At 38.9% G+C, this 16686-nt stretch carries 11 protein-coding genes; 7 read left to right on the top strand and 4 right to left on the bottom strand.

What is annotated here, in order from left to right; all coding sequences use genetic code 11:
• Positions 1-9: 9 nt before the first annotated feature.
• Positions 10-1794: a glycoside hydrolase family 15 protein gene (locus FBD94_RS23165; protein ID WP_136881994.1), complete on the top strand. Its 1785-nt coding sequence runs from the start codon at positions 10-12 to the stop codon at positions 1792-1794.
• A 16-nt stretch (positions 1795-1810) separates the two neighbouring features.
• Here FBD94_RS23165 and FBD94_RS23160 read toward each other — a convergent pair whose 3' ends face one another.
• Positions 1811-3997, bottom strand: coding sequence for a bifunctional alpha,alpha-trehalose-phosphate synthase (UDP-forming)/trehalose-phosphatase (locus FBD94_RS23160; RefSeq protein ID WP_136881993.1), 2187 nt, complete (start codon positions 3995-3997; stop codon positions 1811-1813).
• A gap of 181 nt (positions 3998-4178) precedes the next feature.
• On the opposite strand from FBD94_RS23160, the gene FBD94_RS23155 reads away from it, so the two are divergent.
• Positions 4179-4934 (top strand): hypothetical protein, encoded by a 756-nt coding sequence (locus FBD94_RS23155; protein ID WP_136881992.1) that lies wholly within the window; start codon positions 4179-4181, stop codon positions 4932-4934.
• Between the two features lie 132 nt (positions 4935-5066).
• On the opposite strand, the gene FBD94_RS23150 is transcribed toward FBD94_RS23155, so the two are convergent.
• The gene (locus tag FBD94_RS23150) at positions 5067-7802 is read right to left on the bottom strand and encodes a PQQ-dependent sugar dehydrogenase (protein WP_136881991.1); all 2736 of its coding nucleotides are present in this window, start codon (positions 7800-7802) and stop codon (positions 5067-5069) included.
• Between the two features lie 190 nt (positions 7803-7992).
• Positions 7993-8847 (bottom strand): HD domain-containing protein, encoded by an 855-nt coding sequence (locus tag FBD94_RS23145; protein ID WP_136881990.1) that lies wholly within the window; start codon positions 8845-8847, stop codon positions 7993-7995.
• Positions 8848-9037: 190 nt separating this feature from the next.
• Between FBD94_RS23145 and FBD94_RS23140 the strand changes: the two genes are divergently transcribed.
• From FBD94_RS23140 to FBD94_RS23120, 5 genes are all read left to right on the top strand, one after another.
• Positions 9038-9616 (top strand): thioredoxin family protein, encoded by a 579-nt coding sequence (locus FBD94_RS23140; protein ID WP_165503661.1) that lies wholly within the window; start codon positions 9038-9040, stop codon positions 9614-9616.
• A 157-nt stretch (positions 9617-9773) separates the two neighbouring features.
• The gene (locus FBD94_RS23135; RefSeq protein ID WP_136881989.1) at positions 9774-10955 is read left to right on the top strand and encodes an MFS transporter; all 1182 of its coding nucleotides are present in this window, start codon (positions 9774-9776) and stop codon (positions 10953-10955) included.
• A gap of 187 nt (positions 10956-11142) precedes the next feature.
• Positions 11143-12576, top strand: coding sequence for a 3-keto-disaccharide hydrolase (locus FBD94_RS23130; RefSeq protein ID WP_136881988.1), 1434 nt, complete (start codon positions 11143-11145; stop codon positions 12574-12576).
• A 17-nt stretch (positions 12577-12593) separates the two neighbouring features.
• Positions 12594-14552 carry a c-type cytochrome gene (locus FBD94_RS23125; protein ID WP_136881987.1) on the top strand — a complete coding sequence of 653 codons (1959 nt, stop codon included), beginning with the start codon at positions 12594-12596 and terminating at the stop codon, positions 14550-14552.
• A 115-nt stretch (positions 14553-14667) separates the two neighbouring features.
• The gene (locus tag FBD94_RS23120; protein WP_131610695.1) at positions 14668-16353 is read left to right on the top strand and encodes a sodium:solute symporter family transporter; all 1686 of its coding nucleotides are present in this window, start codon (positions 14668-14670) and stop codon (positions 16351-16353) included.
• A 144-nt stretch (positions 16354-16497) separates the two neighbouring features.
• On the opposite strand, the gene FBD94_RS26165 is transcribed toward FBD94_RS23120, so the two are convergent.
• Positions 16498-16686, bottom strand: a 189-nt coding sequence (locus FBD94_RS26165; protein ID WP_205945934.1) for a hypothetical protein, incomplete at its 5' end; no start/stop codon positions are given.

Genomic DNA, 16686 nt, shown 5'->3' with positions numbered 1-16686 from the left:
GAGTAAAATATGACAGAGAGACATGCTTACCAAACCGGAATTATTGGAAATTGCGCTTACCTTGCCCATGTAAATAAAAATACAAATATTGATTGGCTGTGCTGGCCAAGATTTGATAGTAGCTTTGTATTTGGTGGTTTATTAGATAAAGATAAAGGTGGCGAGTTTTCCGTTCTTCCACATGGTGAATATACTTCAAGGCAATATTACATGGAGAATACCAATGTTATATGTACTGAAATCAGTAATCCGGAAGGGAAGTACAGGGTTACCGACTTTGCGCCACGTTTTTATCAATTTGAAAGATACTATAAGCCATTAATGCTTATTCGGAAAATAGAAGCTTTGGATGGTAACCCAAGGGTTAGGGTAACCTGCAAACCTGTATATGAATACGGTGGTAAAAAGCAACGTGGTAGTAGAGGCAGTAATCACATCGAATTTACCGGCGCTGATGAGGATATGCAATTGAGCACCAATATATCTTTAAGCTATATTGAGGATGGGAAGTATTTTGCCTTAAATGAGCCTAAATACCTCATTCTTACTTATGGTCATGAATTGGACGCGCCTATTATCGGCACGGCCGAACGGTTTTTAAGAGAAACCATCAAGTATTGGCGTTTGTGGATCAAACACTCTACCATTGCTGGTTTTTACCAATCTTACGTCATTAGATCAGCCCTCACTTTAAAAATACATCAATATGAGGATACGGGCGCAATCATTGCAGCGAGTACTACCAGTTTGCCTGAATCTCAGGGGAGTGGCAGGAATTGGGATTATCGCTATTGCTGGATGAGGGATACCTATTATGTAATTACTTCATTAAATCACATTGGCCATTTCGAAGAGATGGAAAGATATTTCAACTATATCACCGATATCTCTTTTAGGGATGATGAACGCTATCAACCGCTGTTCGGTATTGCCGGAGAAAGGGTGCTGACGGAACGTAAACTCAGGAACTTAAAGGGGTATTTGGGTAACAAACCGGTCAGAGTTGGAAATCAGGCTTATGAACACATTCAGAATGATATTTATGGACAGGTTTTAGTTTCTATGCTGCCCTTATATACAGATCGTCGTTTCATTTATTCTGAAAGACAGGATTCTGAAAAATGGTTAGATTACCTTTTAAAAAAGATAGAACGCACTATTGATGAAAAGGACGCTGGCATATGGGAATTTAGAAGTATTGCCAATACCCATTGTTACACTAATCTTTTTCAATGGGCAGGTGCTAATGCGGCTTTAAAAATGGCCAAAACAATAGGCAATAAACCATTCGAAGATCGCGCACAGATTCTGATTGATAAGGCCGCTAAACACATTGAGGATTGTTATGATCCTGTACGTAAAGTGTATAATCACGCTGTAGGCAGTACAAACTTAGATGCCAGTACATTGCAGCTGATTCTAATGAATTACCTTGATCCTGAATCGCAAAGGGCAAAAGATCATTTGATCGCGCTTGAAAATGAACTGAAGACTGAAAATGGGCTATTTTACAGGTATCTTCACAAAGATGATTTTGGCAAGCCAAAAACCACATTTTTAATTTGTGCTTTTTGGTATGTCGAGGCATTAGCCTGTGTTGGGCGATTACAGGACGCAATCAGAGAATTTGAATCCATCATAAAATATGCGAACCATTTACTACTCTTCAGCGAGGATGTCGATGAAGTTGACGGCAGTCAGTGGGGTAATTTCCCTCAAGCCTACAGTCATGTTGGCTTAATGAATGCGGCACACCGGATTGCCATAAAACTAGACAGGCCGGTGTTCCTGTAAAAAATGAAACGAATGGTTATTTCTCTTGAACTAACTCCTTCAACAGGTCTCTTACTTCAAAATAATCTTTAAGGTAATATCGGGCAGCAGAAATGTTGCTGCCCACTTTAATAGAATAGGCTTCGGGCGATAATGCCTTAAATATATCCTCATCAGTATGATCATCGCCTACGGCAAGTATAAAATCTGGATTATTACTGTATAGCCAATTTTGAGCCGCTTTACCTTTATTCACTTCAATGTTTTTAAACTCAATTACTTTATTTCCAGGCATCATTTGCAAGCCCTTATCTGTAGTTAGCATTCTAAGGTGATTAAGAATTTCATGAGCCCTCAATTCACCAAGTCCTTCTTCCACCTTCCGGTAATGCCATACTAGTGAGTAGCTTTTCTCTTCTACAAAAGATCCTGGTGTACGGTCAGTGTAAGTGTCCAATACTGTTTTCACTTCTTGCTTCCATTTGTCCGTAAGCAGGGGTAAAGGCTTCCACTCTGTATCCTTTTGCTTTTGCCAGGCTCCATGTTCGGCAATCATATCAAGATCCAAATGTCCAAACCATTCCTGCAAAGTCTGATATCTTCTGCCGCTGATCAGAATAACACGATTTGCCGGGTCAAGCGTCAACTGTTTTAATATTGAATACAATTCTTCATCTGGAGCAGCCTTATCAATATCAGCATTAAAACCAACCAATGTGCCGTCGTAATCTAGAAAAATATATCTGTCTTTTGCTTTTACATAATCAGCAGCTATTTGGTCACGAACATTTTCAGTAGCATATTTGGTATGTAAGGATTCCTGCATCATCTTTACTTCTTTCAACTTGTCCATAAAATTTTTAACCCATAGGTGTATATCGAATTTAGCGACTATAGCCTGCATACTCTTCATACGGATATGCTGCTCTTCTGTCGACATATTTAAGGCTTGTACAATCGCTTCCATAATGTCGCCAATGTTATTTGGATTTACGATCAATGCATCATTTAGCTCTTTAGAGGCTCCTGCCATTTCACTTAATATCAATACGCCATCCTGATGAACTCTGGAGGCTACATACTCTTTACTCACCAGATTCATCCCATCACGCATAGGGGTAACCAGGCAGATATCTGCTGAACTATATATAGCCGAAAGGAATTCAATGGAGAAAGACCTGTAAAAATAATGTACCGGAACCCAGTTTATAGTTCTAAAATGTGCATTTATATTACCCACAAGCTGATCAATCTGATCTTTTAGCTCTTTATACTTAGGCACTGTATCTCGCGATGGAACAACAATCATATATAGGGCAAGTTTGCCAATGTATTCGGGATGCAGTTGTAACAAAAGCTCAAAAGCCTGCAAACGCTGTAATATCCCCTTGCTATAATCAAGCCTATCTATAGATAATATTGTTTTAATGTTTTTTAAACTGGCTTTAATAGAGGCCGTAAATTTGGCTACTTTTTCATGTTTGGTGAGCTTTTCAAATTTTTTGGAATCGATTCCCATAGGGAAAGCTTCAACAACAACCTGTCTGTCGTTGTATAACAGTACATTTTCGGAAAGATTGCTTGAAGAAAGTCTTGATGCTGCACTTAAAAAATGTCGCGCATCATCAAAAGTATGAAAGCCCAATAAATCAGCTCCCAACATACCCACAATTAGTTCTTCCCGCCAGGGGATAAGTCTGAAAATTTCGAAGGATGGAAATGGAATATGCTGAAAGAAGCCTATGGTAACCTGTGACAATTCAGATCTGATTAGGCCGGGCAATAAAAGCAATTGATAATCGTGTATCCAAATGGTGTCACCAGCAGATAGGTTCGCTATTACGGCTTCTTTGAACTTCTCGTTTACGATTTTGTAATAATCCCAATATATCTGGTCAAAATTTGCATAGGTAACTAAGTAATGAAATACTGGCCATAAGACTTCATTTGAGAATCCCTCATAGTATAAGCTGATTTCTTCATTCGTTAAAAAAACTGGAATTAAGTTCAGCTTAGCAAGTTTTATCCGCACTTCATTGTGCCGTTCTTCCGGTATTTCTATGCCCGGCCAGCCAATCCAAATGTTATTTCCTTGTTTGTATACGGAGCCCAGGCCTGTTGCCAGACCACCTTCGCTTGGACTTAATTTGTATTCCCCGTTTTCTTCTGTAAGCTTAATCGGTAAGCGATTCGAGATGATTATTGTTTTATTATTCACTATCATTATTAATAAAACAACCGTAAAACCCTCAAATTGTTTGATTTTAGAGAAATTTAAAGGTAATACACTGATCTAATTTGCTTTAAAACGTAGCGTTCTTCTTTAGCAGATCATAAAAAAAATAATACCTTGCACGAAAAATAATAGAACCTACGTTATGTAGGTACAAGCATCCTATTCCTATATGATTAAAAATTTTAAACTGCCGTTATTTATTGCCACCATCTTTGTCAGCTCCTGTTCTTCCGTGTATATGCCTAATGTTCCCAACACCCCAATGCTTAGTCAGAAGGGAGAATTTAGTGGGGGTGTACACATTTCACCTAAATTCAATACGAGTATCAATGGTGCTTATGCAGTTTCAGATCATATTGGTGTACTTTTTAGTGGCTCTTATATCGATAAGGAAAAAGAAAGTAAGGATTATAGACAAAAATTAGTGGAAGTTGGTGGTGGCTGGTTTGATACTTTTGGTCCGGATAACAACAGGATCATAGAGATATATGCCGGAGTTGGAACCGGTAGCACCAATCGCGTATTTAGGGAGTTTGATGATAATGATAACTTGATAAAATCGGATTTAGAAGAGATTACTTACAATAAAACCTTTTTGCAAGTTAACTACAGCTCTAAAAAGAAGCGCAATTTCCGCCTTTTTGGAAATAACTACCCGCTTAATTATGGAACGGCATTACGTATCAGTAATGTAGAAATGAAGACTTTTACGCGCAATTCAATTGGACAGGTTAGGGAGGGGAATGTCTTTCTGGAACCTATTTTCTTTACCAGAATGCGCTTGAGTGAGGCTGTGCAATTGCAGTATACCACCAGTGGAACTTTTGGCTTGAACAGCAGGAAGTTTATTAGCGCTGGGAATTCGATATTTACAATTGGAGTGGTAGTAAATTTAGGTGGTAAAAAGCCATCAGAGACAAAATAATAGTCAAAATAAGCCATTCTCTTCAAGAGCTGCATTACTTCGCTGAAAAAGCGAAGAACGCTGAGGCTCTTTCTGAGAAGGCATATTTTGTTTTATAGCATGATGCAGACTTTTATAGTTTGATGCCGGTGTTTATAGGAGTGTGGTTACTTTTATATTTTGTAACAGGGGTCTACTCTTTACATCTTTTTTATTGGCTTTAAACAGTATAAAGACATCGTGAAAATCATTACCGTTGACAGCTGTTATAGGAATGTTGGTATTCGCGCTTAGGTTTGTTTTACCAAGTAATTGTCCGTTTTTGTCGTTTAATCTGATTTCTATATCATAATCAACATTACCGCCCATATCTTTTGTGCTGAGTGAGAAAGCGGCAATATCGGTTAAGTCAATTTTTTTCAATCTAATCCAACCGGCATCTTGAGGAAATATCAATTCTTCGGTGCCAGATAGGTCTTTGCGACCAAACTGAGAAAGATCTTTTATGTCTTTGGCTTCAATCACGTTACTACTTAGATTAACAACCTTTGTTGTACTTAAAGATTTTAGTCCGGCAGCTCCAATGTCAGCGTAGCTAGCTTTTAATGCAAATACAGGTTTATTGGCATTTATGGTAGCTGGTGGTACAATTTTTCCTTCCATAGGCAGTGAAGGGGTATTGTTGGCTTTTGCAGCAAGTGACATGATCCATTCTGCAATCTGTGTCACTTCAGCTTCCTTCATTGCAGTGTGTGCTGGCATTGGAATTTCGCCCCATACACCACTGCTTCCTTTGATAACTTTACTTGCAAGGTAAGCTGTTGCCTTGTTATTTTTTTGATATTTAGTCGATATTTTGGTGAAGGATGGGCCGATTGAAACCTCATTTACTTTATGGCAGGTACTACAATCGGATTTAAGCATTAATGATTTACCCACAAGTGTTTGTGCTGCTTGTTGGTGACCTAATTGTGCCCCGGCAAGGTCAAGTCCTACTGTATAAGTATTAGAGATGTATACCCTGCTTTTATTGACTGTAGCGCCTTTGTCAGAAACAAGGACCTTATAACTAATGGGTTTAGAAGGGAAATAAAAGCTTTTATTACCTAAAAGATTAATTTCGACATTGGGATGTTCATTACCGGCAAAAACAGCTATAGTATTACTGGTAGATGAAGCTCCTGATTTATCTATAATCTTCACATTAATAGGGTATTCACCAATTTTGGTAAATGTATGTGTTAAGATGGGGCCGGTTGTCGTTTTTTTAATTCCTTTACCTAGATTCCAGATGTAAGTTAAGGCATCTCCGTCAGGATCTTTCACATCTACAGTGGCTTCAAGTTTATAAGGCAATAAACCACTGATCTTTTTGATCTCCATATTTTTAATCTGTGGAGGTCTGTTACCCTTTAGGTAATCAATCCTTACAATTCCGGCATCTGGATTTTTAGTAAACCAACCTTTACCGTACTCCAGGATATATAATTTACCATCAGGCCCAAGCTCCATATCAATTGGTGCAGCCAGTTTTATATTGCTCATAAAGGGTTCCATACTTAGGTAATTTCCCTCGGGCGACATACTTACTGCTTTTACCCATCCTCTAACCCATTCATAAATCAGTAATTTACCATTATAATAAGCAGGATAGGGGTTTATCCCCGGTTTAGTATGGTAAACAGGTCCTGCCATGGCAGTACGACCACCAGAACCAACTTGAGGGAACTCTTTTGATTCGCCATAAGGATACCAGATGTATGCAGGCTGTGCAGAAGGGAGTTGACTTAAGCCCGTATTGTTTGGCGAGTTGTTAATCGGTTCCGAAGGATTGAAAGGCTCAGCACTTTTACCATTGGTATAATCATAAGCTCTGTATGGATAGTTGTCGCCTATAAATAGAGGCCAGCCAAAAAAGCCTGCTTTACGTGCCTGATTGATTTCGTCATAACCTCGTGGGCCTCTCTGCTCATTGTCGCCAGAAGCATCTGGTCCAACCTCGCCCCAGTATAAGAAACCTGTTTGCTGATCTACTGATATGCGATAAGGGTTTCTGTTACCCATTACATAGATCTCAGGTTTACTTTTAGGGTCGCCCTTTGGAAATAAATTACCGTCAGGAATACTATAGGTGCCATCAGATTTTACTTTTATTCTCAATATTTTACCTCTTAAATCATTGGTATTACCTGCTGATCTTCTGGCATCGTATTGATGAAGCCCAGGACGGTTATCTAAAGGTGCATAACCCTTGTTTACAAATTCCTGTTTTGGAACGTCAAAAGGGGTAGAGTTGTCGCCCGTAGATACATATAACAGACCATCAGGACCAAAGGCTATCGATCCTCCAGTATGACAACAGATTTCTCTCTGAGCATAAAATTCCAGAATCACCTTTTCAGAAGATGGGTTGATCTTATCGTTAACCAATTTAAAGCGCGACAATCTGTTTACAGAAGTTTTTATAGGACTATAAAAAGCAAATACATATTGGTTTGTAGCAAAGTTTGGATCAACGGCTAAACCTAATAATCCCTCTTCAGCATTTACATTTGGTGTATTTGTCTTGAAATAAACATCTAGTTTAAGTGCTTCTTTTAATGTTTTAGATTGGTTTTTATAAATCTTGATCTCGCCTCTGCGTTGTGCAACCAGAATATCAAGATTTGGTAAGATAGCCATTTCAGTTGGTTCGGTAAACTGGCCATGCATTAGGTTAACCTTTACAAACCTGCTTTGATCGGGTGTATCGATCATTAATTTTTCAAATTTGTCGCTGCTTGTTGCAAGGTGGTTCTTCTTGCCTTTTTCTGGAGTATCGCTTTGTCCGAAAAGGAACAACAACAAAGCGGTGATACCGGAAAGTGTTACTGTAAGTAGTGTTTTCATTTAATAATTTGTTCGTGTATTTGGTACACTAAAGGTATTATTAAATAATTAAAATAAGCCATTCTCTTCAAGAGCTGCATTACTTCGCTGAAAAAGCGAAGAACGCTGAGGCTCTTTCTGAGAAGGCATATTTTGTTTCAAACATGATGCAGAGTGTAATAATTGCTGGGTTGCAATGTGAAAAAACAATTTATACCAATAGCGCTTTCAATCTGCGGGGTTTTATCTTTAAGGCAGAGCCTTTCTTTAGAAAGTTTGTATAGCCTTTATGGAGTTTTATGGATTTTATAGCCTCATAACCAGCATTGGTGCTTCTAATTTTATTAAGAAGAAAGGTGTCATCTTTAAGTAGATCACTTTCTTTTATAAAGCCGCTCTTGAGGAATCTACGTATGATTGATGCTAATTCCTGATTGGCATATACGTACAATGGTAAATTGAAGAGATCATCATTCAATCGTTTAAAAGTATCATTGATCCAATCTGCCTTCCCTTCATCAGTAACTACAATTTGTCCATTTTGTAGTTTAATATGTTGTAAAAATTGCCTTGCACTATATCTTGTAATCAAACCACCATGTAAAGCATCACGTAAGGTATAATCCAATCGATCTGCACAAAGGTGGGGCAGAGGCTGTTCAAGTATAGGAAAAACACCATTCAAGATCTGATCAATATGATAACCATATTTCAATAAAATGGTCGGTAATTCTGAATTTAGTAATACCTCAGCATAAATCTGCTCATGATAATTTTCTTCCCCATTTTCAAATACATAGTCGCCTACATGAGAAAATGCCGTATGAGAAACATCATGGAGTAAACCTGCAATTTGTTCCAGTTCAGAACCACCAAGGATTTTAATCAATAACATTACACCAATAGAATGTTCCAAACGTGAATGACTTAAATCGGGGTTCACTAAAAATATGGCTCCACTTTGATGTACACCACCAAGGCGTTTTAAGGTTCCTGTATTTAGTAAATCACCAAAAATGGCGGGCAATTCTACATTTCCATAAAGTATGTCATTCAACTGTATCATATATAAGGCTTAAATGTCTGTGGTTTTCTATTGTAAATCGACAGCACAATATTACTAATATTTTTAGTTTTAATAAAAATATTAATGCAATTATATTTAGTAAACTATGTATTCTTGTTTAGCTCCTCTGCATGCATCAAGTATAGAAGGGAATAAAATATTTACTACCTTCAACAAAACTTATTTCATCATGAAACTAAAATCAATATTACTCACCATTACTACCGTTTTAACCATTCAGTCTGCCATTGCACAAACTACTACGTCAGCCGCAGCCACACCTGCACCAGCCACAGAGGTATTGGCCGCTGCGGTTAAAAAAGCAGCAAAAGAAAAGAAACAAGTACTTGCAATTTTCCATGCCTCATGGTGTGGTTGGTGCCATAAAATGATCGCTAGTCTAAATGACCCGGCTATTAAACCTTACTTCGATAAAAACTATGTAATCGCAGATTTTGTAGTTAAAGAATCAAAGGGGAAAGAGAACCTTGAAAACCCAGGAGGTAATGATCTGCTAGCGAAATATTACAATGCTGATCAAGGCTTACCAACATGGTTATTTTTCGATGCAAAGCAAAACCTTGTTGCTGATTCACAAATCAGACCTGAAGGAGCGCCTTTCTCAACAAAAGGTGAAAATGTTGGCTGTCCTGCAAAACCTGAAGAAGTTCAACACTTCATCAAAGCTTTAAAGAAGACCTCTAAACTTGATGAAAAACAACTTTCAGAAATCGCGGCGGTTTTCAGCAAGAACGAAATCAAAAGGTAATACGCTGCATTGAACAAGCGACTGCAAGCAAACTAGCTATCTTGTTTTTTCATAAAATTTGCCTTCTCAGAAAGAGCCTCAGCGTTTTTCGCTTTTTCAGCGAATAATGCAGCTCTTGAAGAGAATGGCTAATTTTAATTGTTACTTTTGTTGCGCAATGCAACATCCTTCTACTTCCATATACTCCTTACAATTTGGCCTTGTTTGTTTAAGTTCCTTTCTCTTCTCCGCCAGTTTTAACATGCTTATCCCTGAACTGCCAGCTTATTTAACAGCTATGGGGGGCGCAGAATATAAAGGTTTAATTATTGCTCTTTTCACACTTACTGCTGGACTTTCGAGACCATTTAGCGGAAAACTAACAGATACTATTGGTAGAATACCAGTTATGGCTGTGGGATCGCTGGTATGTTTTGTGTGTGGCTTCCTTTATCCAATGCTGACTACAATATCAGGTTTCCTTCTTCTCAGATTAATTCACGGCTTTTCTACAGGCTTTAAACCTACGGCCACAGCAGCTTATGTTGCTGATTTAGTTCCTGCTGGAAAATGGGGGGAAGCAATGGGTATTCATGGGATTTGTTTTAGCACCGGATTAGCGATTGGACCTGCTATAGGCAGCACCATAACTGATCACTACAGCATCAATATCCTTTTCTATTGCTCTTCCTTATTCGCTTTATTGTCCATTGTTATTTTGGCTAATATGAAAGAAACGCTTCCTGGGAAGGCGAAATTTAAGTTGAAGCATCTAAAAATCGACAAGAAGGACATCATTGAATGGCGAGTGATCCCTGCTGTGGTCATTATATTTATGAGCTATATCAGTTATGGAGCGATTCTAACCGTAATATCAGATTGGAGTGCACACCTTGGTACAAGCAATAAAGGCTTGTTTTTTATGGTTTTCACGCTTACCTCATTACTCATCCGTTTTGTTGCCGGTAAAGCATCAGATAACTATGGCAGAACACACATATTAAAAGTATCACTTGCACTTTTGGCAGCATCATTATTGTGGATTGCCTTGTCCAGTTCTTCGCTTAGTTTAATGCTGGCATCTGCGTTATATGGTATAGCAACAGGAATGTTATCGCCAACTGTTTCTGCATGGACAGCCGATCTGAGTAATCCAGCTCAAAGGGGCAAGGCTATGGCAACCATGTATATTGCATTAGAAGCGGGAATAGGCTTGGGCGCATTACTTGCGGGCTGGTTGTTTATCGATGACCTGCGTATGATCCCTGTCACCTTTTATTGTTGTACTGGAATTACAGTACTTGCGCTTATTTACCTTCAGTTCATATACAAACCAAAAAGGGAGGCGGTCAATGGCTAAAATCTTAAGTTAGTGTAAATTGTACAATAATATTTATTAACATTTTTTATCTAAAAAAGCGCCTTAATTACATATTAAACTCATATTATTAGACTGATGGTTTAAAAGAGTAATAAAATCATTATTTCAAAAATCTTTTGGAATTGGATGATTTTACTACATTTATTTAATAAACCAAACACACAATATGAAATTAAATTATTTAAAGTTCGGAACAACTGCATTTATGTGGCTGTTTGGAACAGCACTGGTGTCGGCCCAACAGCTGACTGACCAGTCGGGCATTAGCCTCAACGATCTCTCCTCATTTAAAGCGCCAGGCAAAAGCTGGTCGCTAGCAAATGGTGTTACCGCCAGCTTAAAAACCGACAATGAATTAACCGCAGTAAAAGGCGAGGGAATCCTTGTAAACTACCCGGGCAAGAAAAATCAGGGTGCAGATCTGTTTACCAATGCGTTACATGGCAATATGATTCTAGAATTAGATTATCTGATGGCCAAAGGTTCTAATTCAGGTATCTACCTGCAAGGAAATTACGAAATTCAACTGTTGGATTCATGGGGGAATACCAAGCCGCTTTCATCAGACAATGGTGGGATTTACGAACGTTGGGACGACTCAAGACCAGAAGGTCAAAAAGGTTTCAATGGTTATGCTCCACGCCAAAATGCAAGTAAAGCACCAGGCTTATGGCAACATTTAAAAATAGCATTTCAGGCGCCGAAATTTGATGCTACAGGAAACAAGATAGCTAACGCAAGGATGCTTGCTGTAGAATTGAATGGTGTGCTTATTCACGACAATGTAGAACTATTGGGACCAACCAGAGGTGCTGGCAAAGAAAAAGCTATGGGACCTTTACGTTTGCAAGGCGACCATGGTGCAGTAGCATTCAAAAATATTAAAATATCAAAGCTACCTGCCGATCAGCTCAATGGAGGTCAGAAGGGTAAGGATAGTGCAGATCCAATCTATATTGATGCACCAACCAATACCATGATCCGCAGTTTTGTTGATTTTGCGCCTAACCAACGCTCCGTACATGCTATTTCTGTGGGCAGTCCGAAACAAGTGCATTATAGCTATGATCTTGATAACGGCTTATTGTTGCATGCCTGGCACGGAGAATTTGTTGATGCGACACCAATGTGGCATGATCGGGGTAATGGAACCTCTAAAGCACGTGGAGCTGTAACTACATTCACAAATAAATTGACACCAGCTGTGGCACAATTAAGCAGTCCACAAGCCGCATGGCCTCTTGATAGCACCGGAACCGGTTTCCGCACAAAGGGTTATGTGATGGACGATGAAGAGCGACCAGAGTTTAAATATAACATATATGGTGCTCAGGTTACAGATGCAATTAAGGCATTAGATAGTGGTAAAGGATTAAGCAGAACGCTGACTATAGATAAACCGGTATCAGGTTTATATGTTTTATTGGCCAATGCTAGCGCTATTGAAGAATTGGTTCAGGGATTTTATTTGGTTGATGGAAAAGCTTTTTATCTGGAACTTGATGAGACGGTAAGTAAACCAATAATCAGGGATGTTGACGGCAAAAAGGAGATGATCATTCTGCTGGGTAACAAGTTAAAATATTCTATTTCATTCTAATCCGACCTACACCAAATATGAAACATACTTTTAAAATGCTGGCAATGCTAGCTTTGAGCTTTAGTTTTACAACTGTATGGGCTCAGGAAACACCAAAAGAAGAAGATTTTTTTAAGATCATGAAGGTTAGAATACCAGAAGGCCCGGTACTTGAAGTAGGCGGATTGGTTACTTTACCTAATGGCGACCTTGGCATATCAACCCGTCGTGGTGATGTGTATGTCGTGGAAAATCCAACAAGCAATAGACCATATTTTCGCAAGTTTGCTACAGGTTTGCACGAAATATTAGGCTTAGCTTATAAAGATGGCGCTTTTTATGTAGCTCAAAGAGGTGAACTGACCAAGCTTATCGATAAAAACATGGATGGCAAGGCCGATGTTTATGAGACCATTTACGCATGGCCATTAAGTGGACATTATCACGAATACAGCTTTGGTCCTAAAATAGCACCTGATGGCTCTTTCTTTGTGACTGCCAATGTTGCTTTTGGTAACCAGGAATGGTGGCGTGCAGAAAGCAGGGTACCTATGCGTGGCTGGTCGATGAACATCACTGAAGATGGAAAGATGAAACCATGGGCGGCAGGAATGCGTTCTCCTGCAGGATTAAACGTAATTGACGGTCAGCTGTACTATACCGAAAATCAAGGTGATTGGGTAGGTTCAGGCGGTGTGTGGAAAGTAAATCAAGGTGATTTTATGGGACACCCGGCCAGTTTAACATGGACAAAAAGAAGTGATTCACCCGTTAAGCTAAGTTCCGAACTTTTCTACTCCAAAATAGATGAAAGAAGAGTAAAGGATAACAATGGAAATTACATCAAACCAGAGAACAGAGTAAACGAGAACTTTAAAACGCTGTTCGATATGAAGAAAGAATTCCCAGAACTCCGTATGCCAGCTGTATGGCTGCCTTATGGCATTTTAGGGGTATCTACTTCAGAGCCCGTAAAGATCCCTCAAGGTACTTTCGGTCCATTTGAAGGTCAACTTTTAGTTGGCGACCAAGGAATGAGTATTATTTCAAGGGTATTTATGGAAAAGGTGAATGGTGAGGAGCAAGGTGCTGCCTTTTTGTTTAGAAGCGGTTTCCGTTCTGGCGTATTGAGAATGGCTTGGGCACAAGATGGATCCTTGTTTGTTGGTGAAACAAATCGTGGATGGGGTTCTGCCGGAGATGCTAATGAGGGCCTTGAACGTTTGGTTTACAACAATAAAGTTCCTTTCGAAATGAAAGCGGTAAGGGCAATGCCTGATGGTTTTGAAATTGAATTTACCAGTCCTGTAGATTTAAAATCTGCTCAGGATATTGCTTCATACAATGTAGAAAGCTTTATTTACAAATATCAGCCAGTATATGGCTCACCACCGGTAAACACTGAATCTTTAAAAGTAAAAGGTGTCAAAGTATCTGCAGACGGTTTAAAAGCTAGAATTGTAGTCGACAACTTGCGTCAGTACTATATCCACACGATAAAGGTTAACGGCATCCGTGAAAAACAGAACTTCTATTCGATTGTACATCCGGTAGCTTATTACACTTTAAATAATATCCCGGCAGGAGATAAGCTGGCAGCGAATGAACTGAGCACTAGAAATTCGGCAAATGATCCTGTGGCAAATGTTACGCCGACAGCAGTTAAAAAAGGAGGATCAATAGTTAAGGAAAAGGCTGTTCCTGTAAAAAAGGTAACTGAAACAAAAGCACCCGCTAAAGCGCCAACCTATGCAGAAGTAAAGGGCTTATTGGCGAATAATACTTGTCTGGCTTGCCACAACCCAACAAAAAAACAAATTGGACCAGCATTTATAGATATAGCCAAACGTAAATATTCTGATGAAAAGATCCTGCAACTGATTCACAATCCTAAGCCGGAAAACTGGCCTGGCTATGCGACAGAAATGCCGCCAATGCCACAGGTTTCTAAAGCCGATGGACTAAAAATTGCAGCCTATATCAATTCATTGAAGTAAGGACATTAAGCGGGTTTGGCATATTTATTTACGTAATTGGCTTAACACTCCAAAACAAAATTAAACCTCAATTATTTTTTTACATTAGTAACCTTATACACCAATATAAATAAACATGAATACACTCCACAAGTACGACTACATCGTATTTCTAGTTTACTTTTTAATTGTATCCAGCTACGGTTTTTGGATTTATTATAAAAAGAAAACGGCTACTGCAGACTCTAAAGATTACTTTCTTGCCGAAGGTTCACTCACATGGTGGGCAATTGGCGCCTCCCTCATTGCATCGAATATCTCTGCAGAACAGATGATTGGTATGAGTGGTTCGGGCTTTAAACTAGGCTTAGCCATATCCGCTTACGAATGGATGGCAGCGGCAACATTAATTATTGTAGCTGTGTTCTTTATGCCTGTTTACCTGAAGAACAAAATCTTTACGATGCCACAGTTTTTAAGTCAGCGTTACAATGAAAAGGTGGCTATGATTATGGCTGTATTCTGGTTGATGTTGTATATTGTTGTTAACCTAATGTCTATCTTATACCTGGGTGCATTAGCCATTAGCGGTATATCCGGACTCAATATTGTTGGATGTATCATTGGCTTGGCGGTATTTGCTATTTTAATCACCTTGGGTGGTATGAAAGTAATTGGTTACACCGATGTTATTCAAGTGTTCTTCCTGGTATTAGGTGGCCTTGTAGCTACTTACATTGCCTTAAACCTAATTTCTAATAATGGTGGTATTATGAAAGGTTTCTCTATCCTAACAGATGGAGCTTCCGAACATTTCCATCTGATCTTTAAGAAGGATGATCCTAATTACATGGATCTACCTGGTTTAAGCGTACTGATTGGTGGTATGTGGATTGCAAACTTAAGCTATTGGGGATGTAACCAGTACATTACCCAAAGAGCGCTGGGGGCATCCTTGCCGGTTGCCAGAGCAGGTCTACTCTTTGCTGCATTCTTAAAAATGCTGATGCCTGTTATCGTGGTTATTCCAGGTATAGCAGTTTATTATATCATTAAAGAGAAAATACCAGGCATCAGTGCTGATAACTTGCTTACTTCATCTGGAGTTCAAGATCCTAACAAAGCATACCCGGCATTACTGGGGCTGTTACCAGTTGGCTTAAAAGGACTTTCTTTTGCTGCTTTAACGGCAGCAATTGTAGCCTCCCTTGCTGGTAAAGCCAACAGTATCGCAACAATTTTCACCTTAGATATTTATAAAAAGGCATTCAATAAAGATGCTGGAGAAGGTACTTTGGTAAACGTTGGAAAGATTACCGTTGTGGTGGCTATGTTGATGGCAGTTGGCCTTTCATTAGTTGTTGGTAACGCTTTAATGGGTGAAGGTAAACAAGGCTTCCAATACATTCAGGAGTATACAGGTTTTGTATCTCCGGGTATTTTTGCCATGTTTATTTTAGGTTTCTTCTGGAAAAAGACCACTTCAAATGCAGCACTTTTTGCTACAGTAGGTGGGTTTATTGTTTCCGTGATCCTTAAGTTCCTTCCAGGTATGGTTGATTTGTCTCCGCTTTACAATTATGGATGGGCAGTGGCAAACTCTTCGGGGGTATTCGAAATTCCGTTTATGGATAGGATGCTGATAGTTTTTGCAATCTGTGTGATTGGTATGTATTTTATCAGTATCTACGACAATAAGAAAGGTATAGTGGCTAATGGATTAGAAATCGATGCTAAAATGTTCAGGGTATCTACTTCATTTGCAATCGGTGCATTGATCATTTTTGCAATGCTTGTAGCACTTTATTCTGCATTCTGGTAGCAGATGGTAACACATAAAAAAAGGGCGTTTGATCATTCGAGGGCACTGAAAAAGTTCCTCATTTATGAGCCAGCTTAAGGAACGATCAAGTAGAACATGTTTTTTACTTGATCGTTTTTTTTATTGAACAAAGTTGAGATTTCGTTATACTGATTTTCTGATCAATATATACCTGTCTTTTTCGAAGGATAAATAAGCATTTTGGTTGCAATTGACTGGATTTAACTCAGATTTATTGAATATTAGATCAGTTTTAGGATTCTTTTTAAATTTACGGTAAAAATTGCCATAGCCCCCTGCATTTCCATATTCTGTATTCCATAGGAAGTCGCA

Source organism: Pedobacter hiemivivus (genome assembly GCF_005144565.1).
GTDB classification, from domain to species: Bacteria; Bacteroidota; Bacteroidia; order Sphingobacteriales; family Sphingobacteriaceae; genus Pedobacter; species Pedobacter hiemivivus.
Note: the sequence above shows the minus strand (reverse complement) of the source record. Positions and strands in the feature narration are given on the sequence as shown.